The sequence below is a fragment of the Streptomyces sp. NBC_00076 genome, from assembly GCF_045041235.1.
Lineage (GTDB): Bacteria > Actinomycetota > Actinomycetes > Streptomycetales > Streptomycetaceae > Streptomyces.
This window is the reverse complement of the sequence record NZ_CP108242.1, coordinates 7,965,740-7,977,813: the sequence shown is the minus strand read 5'-3', so window position 1 is coordinate 7,977,813 and position 12,074 is coordinate 7,965,740. Positions and strand designations below refer to the sequence as shown.

Genomic DNA, 12,074 nt, shown 5'->3' with positions numbered 1-12,074 from the left:
CCTAAGATGATCAACGTGTCCGACCACCATGCACCCCGGTCTCTCATCGTCACGCTCTACGGCGCCTACGGCCGCTTCGCGCCCGGCCCGGTGCCCGTCGCCGAGCTGATCCGACTGCTCGCCGCGGTCGGAGTGGACGCCCCCTCCGTACGCTCGTCGGTGTCCCGGCTCAAACGGCGCGGGCTGCTCCTGCCGGCGCGCACGGCGCAGGGCGCGGCCGGATACGAACTGTCGCCGGACGCCCGCCAGTTGCTCGACGACGGTGACCGGCGTATCTACGGCACACCGTCCGAGGAGGACGAGGGCTGGGTGGTCGCCGTGTTCTCCGTGCCGGAGTCGGAGCGGCAGAAACGGCATGTGCTTCGTTCGCGTCTGGCCGGTCTCGGCTTCGGCACGGCGGCACCCGGGGTGTGGCTCGCCCCCGCATGGCTGTACGAGGAGGCCCGGCACACCCTGGAGCGGCTGCGGCTCGATCCGTACGTCGACTTCTTCCGCGGCGAGCACCTCGGCTTCGCGCCGACCCTGGAGGCGGTCGCCCGCTGGTGGGACCTGGCCGCGATCGCCAAGGAGCACGAGGTGTTCCTCGACGATCACGCGCGTGTGCTGCGCGAATGGGAGCGGCGCACGGACACCCCGCCCGAGGAGGCGTACCGCGACTACCTCCTCGCCCTGGACTCCTGGCGCCACCTCCCTTACGCCGACCCCGGCCTGCCGGCCTCGTTGCTGCCGGAGGGCTGGCCGGGTGGCAGGTCGGCGGCGGTGTTCCGGGGACTGCACGAGCGGCTGCGCGACGCGGGGGCGGCGTTCGTCGGCGTGCGCGCCGAGGGTGCGTGAGTTCCCGGACGAGATCCGCGTCTTCCTCTCCGCGCGCCTCGGGTCCTTGGGCGCGGGCCTCGACACCGACGTGCGGGGCGTCGGCCGGTCTCCGCGTCGCTCGTGCATCCGTAGCGGCGAAACCCGCCTCAAGTCCCCAGTGTCAGCCGGGACTTGGGTACGTCCGTGCGCCCCGTCCGGGGCGGTCGGCTGCCCGCCCCGTATTGCGCGGGCCAGCCGGTACCCGGCCCGTCGTATCCCTGCTCGGCCGCCGCGTGCAGCGTCCAGTGCGGGTCGTAGAGGTGCGGGCGGGCCAGCGCGCACAGGTCCGTACGCCCGGCCAGGATCAGCGAGTTGACGTCGTCCCAGGAGGAGATCGCGCCGACCGCGATCACCGGGACGCCCGCCTCGTGGCGGATCCGGTCGGCGAACGGCGTCTGGTACGACCGCCCGAACTCCGGCCGTTCGTCGGCCACCACCTGACCGGTCGAGACGTCGATCGCGTCGGCGCCGTGCGCGGCGAAGGCCCGGGCGATCTCGACGGCGTCCTGGGCCGTGGTGCCGCCCTCGGCCCAGTCGGTGGCGGAGATCCGGACGGTCAGGGGTTTCTCCTGCGGCCACGCTCCGCGTACGGCGTCGAAGACCTCCAGCGGGAAACGCAGCCGCCGCGCCAGTGAGCCGCCGTAGGCGTCGGTGCGGAGGTTGGTCAGCGGAGAGAGGAATCCGGAGAGCAGATAGCCGTGGGCGCAGTGCAGTTCGAGCAGGTCGAAGCCCGCGCGGGCGGCCCGCCGGGCGGCCGAGGCGAACTGTTCACGGATATCGGTGAGTTGGGCGCGAGTGAGTGCACGCGGCGTCTGACCGGAGGGCTTGTACGGGATCGGGGAGGCGGCCACGAGCGGCCAGTTGCCGTCCTGAAGGGGCTCGTCCGTACCCTCCCACATCAGCCTGGTCGAGCCCTTGCGCCCACTGTGGCCGAGTTGTACGCCGATCGCGCTGCCGGGCGCCTGCGCGTGCACGAAGTCGGTGATCCGTTTCCAGGCCTCGGCCTGCCTGCCGGTGTAGAGGCCGGTGCAGCCGGGCGTGATCCGGCCCTCGGGGGACACGCACACCATCTCGGTCATCACCAGGCCGGCCCCGCCGAGTGCACGTGCACCCAGGTGGACGAGGTGGAAGTCGCCGGGGAGGCCGTCGGTGGCGGAGTACATGTCCATGGGCGAGACGACGACCCGGTTGCGCAGGGTCAGACCGCGCAGCCGGAACGGGGTGAACATCGGAGGCGTCCCGGGCGGGCAGCCGAACTCCCGCTCCACGGCCTCGGTGAAGTGGGGGTCACGCAGCCGCAGGTTGTCATGGGTGACGCGGCGGCTGCGGGTGAGCAGGTTGAAGGCGAACTGGCGGGGCGGCTGGCCGAGATGGAGGCCGAGGTTCTCGAACCACTCCAGGCTGGCGCGGGCAGCGCGCTGGGTGGAGGCGACGACGGGACGCCGTTCCGCTTGGTAGGCCGCCAACGCCCGCTCCAGTGACGGCTGTTCCTCCAGGCAGGCGGCCAGGGACAGCGCGTCCTCGACGGCGAGTTTGGTGCCGGAGCCGATGGAGAAGTGGGCGGTGTGGGCGGCGTCGCCGAGGAGCACCAGGTTGCCGTGCGACCACCGCTCGTTGACCACCGTACGGAACGTGGTCCAGGCCGGCCTGTTGGACCTGAGCGGCCTGCCACCGAGCGCGTCCGCGAAGATCTTGGCGCAGCGTTCCACAGACTCGTGCTCGTCGAGTTCCGCGAACCCGGCCGCCCGCCACACCTCCTCCCGCATCTCGACGATCACGGTGGAGGCGTCGGCCGCGTACGGATAGGCGTGCAGTTGCATCACGCCGTGCTCGGTCTCGGCGATCTCGAAGCGGAAGGCGTCGAAGGCGAAGTCGGCGGCCAGCCAGACATAGCGGCACTGGTGGGCGGCCACATGGGGCCGGAACACAGGGGCGTAGGCCTCGCGGGTGGTGCTGTGCACACCGTCGGCGGCGATGACGAGGTCGTGGGTCTCCGTGAGCCAGGCCGGGTACGGCGCCTCGGAACGGAACCGCAGCTGCACGCCGAGCGAGCGGCAGCGTTCGTGCAGGATCTCCAGGAGCCGGCGTCTGCCCAGGGCGGCGAAGCCGTGTCCGCCGGAGGTGTGGCGAGTGCCTCGGTGAACGATGTCGATGTCGTCCCAGCGGACGAAGTGTTGCTGCAGGGCCCCGTAGACGACCGGGTCGGCGTGTTCTATGCCGCCCAGGGTTTCGTCGGAGAGGACCACTCCGAAGCCGAAGGTGTCGGTGGGGGCGTTGCGCTCCCAGAGGGTGATCTCGCGGTCGGGGTCGAGGCGTTTGAGCAACGCCGCCGCGTACAGGCCCCCCGGGCCGCCGCCGATGATCGCGACTCGTAGGGGACGGCTGGTCGTCATCGGCTGGTGCGAGTCCGCGGCTGGTCGCTCCCCGCGGCGGAGCCGCATGTCGGCACTGACCCGCGCCCCTGGGGTGAGTGCGGTCACCGTCCGCTCCATTTGGGAGAGCGCTTCTCCTGGAAGGCCTTGTGGAACTCGGCGTAGTCCTCGCCGTTCATCAACAGTGCCTGGGTCGAGGCGTCCAGCTCCACCGCTGCGGCGAGCGGCATGTCCAGCTCGGCCGTGAGCAGGGCCTTCGTCTGGGCGTATGCGAGGGCCGGGCCCTCGGCCAGGCGGTGAGCCAGCTCCTGGGCGGCCTCGTCCGCCTGCCCCTCGTCCGTCAGCTCGCTGATCAGGCCGATCCGCTCGGCCTCGGGCGCCCGCACCGGCTCGCCGAGCATCAGCAGCCGGGTCGCGTGGCCGAGGCCGACGACCCGGGGCAGCAGATAGGCGGCGCCCATGTCGCCGCCGGAGAGTCCGACCCGGGTGAAGAGGAAGGCGAAGCGCGCCGTGGGGTCGGCGACCCGGAAGTCCGCAGCCAGGGCCAGCACCGCGCCCGCGCCCGCCGCCACGCCGTGCACGGCCGCGATCACCGGGAAGGGGCACTCCCGTACCGCCCGCACCACCTGTCCTGTCATCCGGTTGAAGTCGAGGAGCTGGGCGGTGTCCATGGCCAGGGTGGCCCCGATGATCTCGTCGACGTCGCCGCCGGAGCAGAAGCCGCGCCCCTCCCCCGCCAGCACCAGGGCCCGCACGGACCGTTCCCGGGACAGCTCGGCGAGCAGGTCGCGCAGGTCGGCGTAGGCGCCGAAGGTGAGCGCGTTGAGTTTGTCTGGGCGGGCCAGGGTGACGGTGGCGACCCCGTCGGCGAGGTCGACGCGGAGATGCTCCCAGCGCGGGGTGCGGGCGGCGGAGCCGATGAAGGGACTCACGAGGTGCGGCCTCCTCGTTGGAGCGGCGGGCACTGCCTCAGTGGGCGGCTCTAGGGCTCTACCCTTCGAAGCTATCACTCATCCGTGACTGTCGTCACGAGTGCGCGATATGCCGTACGCCCTACGCCCTACGCCTTACACCTTTGGCCTTTGGCCTTTGGCCCTCGAGGCGGACCTTCCGGATGTGACCCGGCCGCGTCACAGCCGTCACGACTCGTCCACATACCGGTAACGGCGGGAGCAGACGTGCGAGGCGGGGCGTTCACCCGGGTAAGCCGCCCGGCAGGGGGCCGAAGGTCCCGCACGGTGCCCGTCGGACGCCTCCGCCGGGCGCGCCGTTACCATTCATAAGGTTGAAAGCAGGACAGCCTGCTCATGAACGGACCCGCCTTGCACGAACGCCCCTCCCCCTCGGCCTCCGCCTCCTGGCGCATCGCACTGCCGCACTCAGCCGCTGCGGTGCCGGTGGCCCGTGCCCTGGTGCGCACCGCGCTGGCGGAGCTGAGCCACGGGGCCGACCGCGACACCGCTGAGCTGCTGACGGCGGAGCTGGTGGCGAACGCCGTGGAGCACACCACCGGGGACGCGCCGATCGAGCTCGTGGTGGAGCTGCTGCCGACCGGCTGCCAGGTCGAGGTGCACGATGCGGACCCGGTGCCTCCCGGCAATCTCACGCTTCCGGTGGACATCGAGCCCGACCCCTGGCAGGAGCACGGGCGAGGCCTGCTGCTGATCCGCACGCTCAGCTCGTCCTGCGGTCACCGCCCGACCGAGTCCGGCAAGGCGGTGTGGTTCAGGCTGCCGACGGTGCCGCCCCAGCGGCGTCCCGTCTAGGAGCCGACGCCGCTCAAGTTTCAGTCAGACGCGAGCTCCACTCAGGCGCGAACTCCGCTCAGGCCAGCGTGGCGACCAGGACCGCCTTGATGGTGTGCAGCCGGTTCTCCGCCTCGTCGAAGACGACCGAGTGGGCCGACTCGAAGACCTCGTCGGTCACTTCCAGGGACTCCAGTCCGTGGGTCCGGAAGATCTCCTGCCCGACCTTGGTGCCCAGGTCGTGGAAGGCCGGCAGGCAGTGCAGGAACTTCACGTCCGGGTTACCGGTGGCGCGCAGGACGTCCATGGTCACGGCGTACGGGGAGAGGGCGGCGATCCGCTTGTCCCAGACCTCGGCGGGCTCACCCATGGAGACCCAGACGTCGGTGGCGACGAAGTCGGCGCCCTGGACCCCTTCGTCGACCTTCTCGGTGAGGGTGATGCGGGCGCCGCTGGCCTCGGCGAGCTTGCGGGCGCGGCCGATGATCTCGTCGGCGGGCCAGTACGCCTGGGGTGCGACGATGCGGACGTCCATGCCGAGCAGGGCACCGGTGATCAGGTAGGAGTTGCCCATGTTGAAGCGGGCGTCGCCGAGGTAGGCGAAGACGATGTCGGTGAGCGGCTTGGCGGTGTGCTCGGTCATCGTGAGCACGTCAGCGAGCATCTGCGTGGGGTGCCAGTCGTCGGTCAGACCGTTGTAGACGGGCACGCCCGCGTAGGCGGCCAGCTCCTCCACCTTCTGCTGACTGTCCCCGCGGTACTCGATGCCGTCGTACATGCGTCCCAGTACGCGCGCGGTGTCCTTCACGGACTCCTTGTGCCCGATCTGCGAGCCGGACGGGTCGAGGTAGGTCGTCGACGCGCCCTGGTCGGCGGCGGCGACCTCGAACGCGCAGCGGGTGCGCGTCGAGGTCTTCTCGAAGATCAGCGCGATGTTCCGGCCGCGCAGGTACCGCGTCTCGGCTCCGGCCTTCTTGGCGGCCTTCAGCTCGGCGGCCAGCTCGATCAGACCGCGGAACTCCTCCCCGGTGAAGTCCAGCTCCTTGAGGAAGTGGCGGCCGGCGAGGGCGGTCGGAACTGTCGCCATGAGGGCGTCTCCAGAGGTGCAGTGACAGGAACCCTCGGAAGTCTATACGACGTTCAGCATTTTTATACAGACGCCCGTCCGCCTATACGGCACTCCGTTCGACCGGGCAGCTCATGCAGCGCGGGCCGCCTCTCCCGCGTCCCAGCTCGCTGCCCGGGATCTCGATCACCTCGATGCCCTGCTTGCGCAGGTGGGTGTTGGTCGTGGCGTTGCGTTCATAGGCCACGACGACGCCCGGCTCGACGGCGAGGACGTTGCAGCCGTCGTCCCACTGCTCGCGCTCGGCGGCGTGCACGTCCTGGGTGGCGGTCAGTACCCGGATCGCGTTCAGCCCGAGAGCAGCGGCGATCGCTCGGTGCATGTGCTCCGGCGGATGGTCGGTGACCTTGAGTTCCTTCTCGCCGACGCCCGGTTCGATGGTGTACGAGCGGAGCATGCCGAGGCCCGCGTACTGGGTGAAGGTGTCGCCGTCGACCATCGTCATCACCGTGTCGAGGTGCATGAAGGCACGGCGCTTGGGCATGTCGAGCGCCACGATCGACTGCGCGGACCCGGCGTCGAACAGCTTGTGGGCGAGCATCTCGACGGCCTGCGGGGTCGTGCGCTCACTCATGCCGATGAGGACGGCGCCGTTGCCGATCACGAGGACGTCCCCGCCCTCGATGGTGGACGGGTAGTCGGCCTGCCCCTCGGACCAGAGCCGGAACGTCTCTTCCCGGAACAGCGGGTGATGCCGGTAGATCGCCTCGAAGTGCACGGTCTCCCGTTGCCGGGCCGGCCAGCGCATCGCGTTGATGGAGACGCCGTCGTAGATCCAGGCCGAGGTGTCCCGGGTGAAGAGGTGGTTGGGCAGCGGGTCCAGCAGGAAGTCGTCGAGCTCCATGACGTGGAAGCGCACGGAGGTCGGCTCCTCGTGCGCTTCCAGGAACTCCCGCTTGGTCATGCCGCCGACGAGCGCCTCGGCCAGTTCGGCGGCGGGCAGTGTCTCGAACGCCGCCCGGAGGTGGTCGGTGGCGAGGACGCCGTACTCCTTCTCGTCGAAGACCCGGTCCAGGACGAGCCCGCGGGCCGCCGGGATCTCCAGGGACTCGGTGAGCAGGTCGCCGAAGAGGTGCACGGCGACCCCGCGGTCGCGCAGCACGTCGGCGAACCCGTCGTGCTCCGCGCGCGCCCGGCGCACCCACAGCACGTCGTCGAAGAGCAGAGCGTCCTTGTTGCTGGGGGTGAGCCTTTTGAGCTCCAGATCCGGCCGGTGCAGGATGACGCGGCGCAGCCGCCCGGCTTCGGAGTCGACATGGAATCCCATGCCTCCATCCTGACCATCCGCGGTCGCGTTCACCCGTTTGTCGCGCGTTTCGGGGACGTCTTGTTTTCGTCGGCATGACGACAAGCGATGCGGGTGTCGGGCCCGGTCAGCCGCTCGGCAGGGGGGCGAGCAGTTCCGGACGGGCCAGCATGCGGCGGGCGGCGCGGCCCGGGTCCAGGGCGGCTCGGGCGACGATCCAGCCCGCCAGGGTGTGCGGTTCGGCCGGGTCGGCGGTCAACTCGTCGGCGTATCGGGCGAGGGCGGCCGCCGGGTTCCCGGCGGCGAGGTGCTCGTCGCCGGTGCACGGGGCGGTGGGGCGGGTGGCGAAGGCGTGGGTGCGCACGTCCGGCCAGGGGGTGCGGTCGGGGCGGAAGCGGGGACTGTCCGGCGGGTGGTCGGGGTCGGTGGCCGGGACCACGTTGCGCAGCCGCCACTCGGTGCGGTGCAGCGCGGCGGCCGTACGGGCTCGGGCGAGGGATGCCGGAGGGACCCGCTCGCGCAGCCAGCCGTCCAGGGTGCCCGCGAGGCCGGACACCAGGGCGCGGCCCTGCGGGGTGAGACGGCCCTCGGCGAGCAGGGTGCGGACCACGAGCCGGGCCTGCAGACGTCGCAGGGCGAAGTGGTAGCCGGCCGGCTCGGCCGCGCCGTCGTCCCGGGTTCCCGTCCGGTCGTCCCGCGCGGCCGCCAGGCGGTCCCGCCAGAAGCCCGCGACGCCGGTGAAGGCGTAGGCGCCGTGCAGCAGGCCGGTGAGGTGGCGCGGGTCGGCGCGCCACGGGGCGTAGTAGCGCTCCCGCCGGTCGTCGTCGAGCAACGGGAAGAGGTGCAGGAGGGCAGCCAGCTTGCTGTGCTGGAACTCGTGGACGAGCGTCTCGGCGAGGGCGAGCGCCGAGGAGGGCCGGGCGATCACCATGGCGCCGAAGGAGTCACCACTGGACGCGGAGACCTGCACGGTCGGCGGGGCGGGCGGCACGGTGCTGGTGCTGCCCCAGGGCACCACGGCGCCGATCGCGGCCGGGTCGAACCGGCCGGGCCCGCTGCCGCCCGGCTCGGCGAGCAACACGGCGGCCTCCTCGAACAGCCGCTGCCATGCCTCGGCCTCGTCCGGGTCCAGCCGGGCCGGCGGCAGCGGGTCGTCGAGGTCGCGGTAGGGGCCGAGGTCGTCGAGGGGAATGGCGACGGATCCGGTGGGGGTGGAGTGGGTGAGCGTGCGCAGGGGCAGCCAGGCGGCGTACGGCTGCCCGTGGTCAGCGAGGTCCTCCCCGACCGACGGCGCGAATCCCCGGCCCGGGACTGTCTCGCCCTCCAGTGGCTCCGTGGCCGGACGCACCGTCAGCGTCCTGGTGCCGCCGTCGCGGGCCGGTCCCGTGAGGGTCAGTCGTCCATCGTCGGTGCGGGCGTGGCCCACCGTCAACCCGGGTTCGGCGTCGGGGAGTCGGGCCAGGCCAAGACCGGGGAGGGCCAGGCAGCCGTCGGAGAGGGGGACTTCGAGGTCGGTGCGGGTGCCGGCCCGCAGGGACGCCGCCGCGGCCAGGGCGCACAGGTGACCGGCCTCCGCCCACAGCGGCGGGCCCGTCGCCGTGCCGTGGGTCCGCCGCAGCAGGTGAGCGATCCAGCCGCCGGTCGCGGGGGCGAGCAGCAGCCGGTCGACCGGCTCGGGTGCCCGCGCGGCCGCCTCCTTCAGGGCCTGCCAGGCCTCGGCGGCCGGGGTCAGCGGCGTGGACAGCGGCCCGAGCCGGTCCAGCAGCGTGCGCAGGAGCAGCAGTCGGCGCGCCCGCTCCGCCCGTACGAGGAACCCGACGGCCGCCGCGGAGCCGCCGCCGGCGGCCAGTTCCGCGAAGATCCCCTCGGGTATCCGGAACGGGGCAGGGCGCGGCTCGCTGGACATTCCCGGGAACCTCCGTGTGTGGGCGGACATACGGGGACCCGGCCGGGCCCTGCCGTCGAAGCGGACGATCGGCTACTCGGCGCGGCCTCCGGGCTCACCTCCCCCCTTGGTACTGCTCCGGGGGCGCAGGACCTCCTCGAGAAGGCGCGCGGTGGGGCCGAGCGGGGCGAGCCCGTCCACGGCGGTCAAGGGCAGTGCCGCGACGTCCGCCAGGTCCGACTCCCATACGTCGGTCCCGGCAACGGCGGCCGACTGATGTACCGCTGCCTCGGCGTGACGCAGCGCGGGCGGCTGGTCCAACAAGATGGTCCCCCTTCTCGCACGGTGGCACGCGATGCCCCGTGGCCGTGTCCCATTTCCATCATGGCCATTCCAGCCCGGGTCGAAAACCGTACGATCACGCCACTCGATCATTTCCGATCGCGCGGCCGCCTCACCGAGGCCGCGAACTCACGTAGCGCGACGCCCAGTTCGTCCTTGCGTCCGGGGTCGTCATCGACGGCGACCACCGCGTCGAACAGCTCCCACAACGCGTCAGGGTGGTACCGGGCCAGCCAGTTGAGTATGCCGGCGGCATCCGTGCGGGCCTTGGTGTTACGGGGCAACATCGCGGTGACCCGCGGGTCAAGCGTGGCGACCACCGTCTGCCGTTCGACGGGATCGAACATCAACGGGTAGGCCAGCAGGGCCTCCACGGCCCGCTGCAACGGCGAGACCGGACGCGTCCCGGCGGCCGGACCGACCGGGGCCAGGTACTCCGTGCGCTCGGGGCTGCGCAGCTGGATCTCGGGATGCTGCAGAGTACGTCCCGCTTCCCTGAGGGCCGCGATGCGTGTCCTTACGGCCGGAAACAGTTCCTCCGGATCGGGCGGGGCGGGCAGGAGGGCGGCCCGGTCGGCCAGCAGGGCGAGCAGGACGTCGGAGAACAGCCCGGTGGCGCGCACCGGGTCGTTGGCGGCGGCCCGGCCCCGCCCGGCGGCCCGCAGCACGGTCTGGCGGTGGACGAGGTCCGGCCGCCCCACGGGCAGCGCGTCCGGTGGCAACTGCTCCTGGAAGGCGAGGTCCTCCTCGAAGGTCTCGCAGGCGTCCACGATCCACAGCTGCTCGGCGAAGCCGGGCACCGCGTCCCCGGTGTACCGGGTGAGCGCGGAGTCCAGGTCGATGCCCAGCTTGTCGGCGGCGTGGGCGTCCGCGCAGAACAGCCGCAACCGACCGGCCCGGTCGAGGACGCCGTGGCCGCCCCACCAGACCCACAGGATGTCGCCCTGGACGGCGGGCAGTTCACGGACGAGGACCCGGCGCAGGGTGGCGTGGTCGGCGGGCAGGTACGGGACGTCGGGTACGTACGGCGGCAACGGAGCGAGATGGAGCCGGAGTTGGGCGTCCGGCACCCCGGCCGCCCGCAGCAGCCGGTGGAACGCGACGGCGTCCCGGGCGGGCCCCGGCAGCTCCCAGCCGGAACCGGCGTCGTACGTCTCGACGCCGACGATCAACGCGTGCACCCGGGCGGGATCCACCCGCGGCGGAAGGGCGCCCGCCAGGGGGCCGGCGCCGGTCACGGCAGTCTGTCCACGATGTGGCGGTACACCTCGGGGTTGGTCCAGTAGGCGCTGTGCGCGGCGGGGAACGGCTGGCGGCTGTCGACGGCGACGTCGGTGACCCGGCCCGGGAAGAGGCCCGCCCCGACGTAGGAGAGCAGGTCGCGCGGGTCGTACAGGTTGAGCCACGCGGGGACGTGCGCCGGCAGCGGGGCGGGGTGTTCCAGAGTGGGCAGGGAGCCGGACTCGTACAGGAAGGGCCCCTGGGAGCCGGCCGTCACCAGGAGGCGGACCTGGGGCAGGGGTGCGGCGATCAGCGTGTCCAGGGCGATGATGCCGCCGAGGCTGTGGCAGACGAGGACGACGGGCGGCGCGAGCCCCGCGACAAGGTTCCGCAGGTCGGCGCGGACCGCCTCGCCTCGACTGAGGTAGCGCAGGATGTCCGCGGCGGCGGGATGGGCGGCCTCGGTGAGGGCGCGGCGACGGCGTACGAGAGCACGGGAGGCGGCCGATCCGGCCGTCCGCAGCAGCAGGGAGCGCAGCCCGCGTTCGGTGCCCCGGGGCGGTGCGCCGAGGGCTTCGGCGAGCCGGCCGGCGACGGCGTCACGGGTGTCCCCCACCGGGACGAGCGGCGTGTCGGCGTCAAGGACGTCCGCGACGATCCGGGCCGTCAGGCTGCGGGCGGCCAGCACCGCGAGGTCGTCGGGGTCGAGGGCGTCGGCGGCGGGCCCGAGCAGCGGGTCGGCGGCCAGGCCGGTGGCGGCACGGGCCAGGCCGGGTCCCAGCTCCGCGGCGGGCGCGTCTCCTTGGGCGGCGAGCGCGGCCAGCCGCGCCTGGAGCCGCTGCTGCGGCGGTACGGAGCCGGGCGGGCGCTCGACGACGGGTGCCGTGCCGGCCGCGGCCAGGGCGAGTTCGGCGTACGGGTCGGCGTAGAGGGCGGCCCAGGCGGCGGTGTCGTCGCCATCGGCGTCGGCGTAGAGGGCGGCCTCGGATGCTGCCGGGGTCTCGGCGAGGCCGCGGGCGGTGCCGCCGGGGTGCGCCGGAAGGCTGGCCCCACCTGCGGCGAGCGTGGCGCCGTGCGCGTCCGCCCAGTAGTAGGGCACGATGCGAAGTCCGTCGCGCAGTGCGGTCAGGCCTGCCGCCACCCTCCCCGCAAGCTTCGAGAAGTCCGGTTCGCGTACCCCTGTGCCATGAATGAAGACGAGCGCCGTCATGTGCCCCCCGTGACACCCGTGCTGCCTTGTGTACGACTTCCGTTACGACGTCAAGTTACCAGTATCATAAGG

Annotated in this window: 10 protein-coding genes; 2 read left to right on the top strand and 8 right to left on the bottom strand. The window is 72.4% G+C overall.

The annotated features are described in order from the left end of the window. Positions 1-6: 6 nt before the first annotated feature. Positions 7-834 (top strand): PaaX family transcriptional regulator C-terminal domain-containing protein, encoded by an 828-nt coding sequence (locus OHA64_RS35955; RefSeq protein WP_405620389.1) that lies wholly within the window; start codon positions 7-9, stop codon positions 832-834. 128 nt (positions 835-962) lie between these two features. On the opposite strand, the gene OHA64_RS35950 is transcribed toward OHA64_RS35955, so the two are convergent. After that, complete coding sequence (locus OHA64_RS35950; protein ID WP_405620387.1) at positions 963-3,347, bottom strand: bifunctional salicylyl-CoA 5-hydroxylase/oxidoreductase; 2,385 nt, start codon at positions 3,345-3,347, stop codon at positions 963-965. After that, on the bottom strand, positions 3,332-4,159 hold the full coding sequence (locus OHA64_RS35945; protein ID WP_405620385.1) for an enoyl-CoA hydratase family protein: 828 nt from the start codon (positions 4,157-4,159) through the stop codon (positions 3,332-3,334). Before OHA64_RS35945 ends, OHA64_RS35950 begins: the two co-directional genes overlap by 16 nt. 375 nt (positions 4,160-4,534) lie before the next feature. Between OHA64_RS35945 and OHA64_RS35940 the strand changes: the two genes are divergently transcribed. After that, positions 4,535-4,993: an ATP-binding protein gene (locus OHA64_RS35940; protein ID WP_405620383.1), complete on the top strand. Its 459-nt coding sequence runs from the start codon at positions 4,535-4,537 to the stop codon at positions 4,991-4,993. A 58-nt stretch (positions 4,994-5,051) separates the two neighbouring features. On the opposite strand, the gene argF is transcribed toward OHA64_RS35940, so the two are convergent. The 6 genes from argF to OHA64_RS35910 all read right to left on the bottom strand — a co-directional run bounded on the left by argF (position 5,052) and on the right by OHA64_RS35910 (position 12,002). After that, entirely contained in the window at positions 5,052-6,059 is a 1,008-nt protein-coding gene (gene argF, locus OHA64_RS35935) for an ornithine carbamoyltransferase (protein ID WP_405620381.1), read from the bottom strand. An 82-nt stretch (positions 6,060-6,141) separates the two neighbouring features. After that, a complete protein-coding gene (locus tag OHA64_RS35930; RefSeq protein ID WP_405620379.1) occupies positions 6,142-7,365 on the bottom strand; it encodes an arginine deiminase in 1,224 nt (407 codons plus the stop codon). A 106-nt stretch (positions 7,366-7,471) separates the two neighbouring features. Next, positions 7,472-9,250, bottom strand: a complete 1,779-nt coding sequence (locus OHA64_RS35925) for an aKG-HExxH-type peptide beta-hydroxylase (RefSeq protein WP_405620377.1) — start codon at positions 9,248-9,250, stop codon at positions 7,472-7,474. 72 nt (positions 9,251-9,322) lie between these two features. Beyond that, a complete protein-coding gene (locus tag OHA64_RS35920) occupies positions 9,323-9,553 on the bottom strand; it encodes a hypothetical protein (RefSeq protein WP_405620375.1) in 231 nt (76 codons plus the stop codon). 107 nt (positions 9,554-9,660) lie between these two features. Further along, a complete protein-coding gene (locus OHA64_RS35915; protein WP_405624252.1) occupies positions 9,661-10,791 on the bottom strand; it encodes an effector-associated domain 2-containing protein in 1,131 nt (376 codons plus the stop codon). A gap of 14 nt (positions 10,792-10,805) precedes the next feature. Beyond that, a complete protein-coding gene (locus OHA64_RS35910) occupies positions 10,806-12,002 on the bottom strand; it encodes a hypothetical protein (protein WP_405620373.1) in 1,197 nt (398 codons plus the stop codon). Positions 12,003-12,074 lie beyond the last annotated feature (72 nt).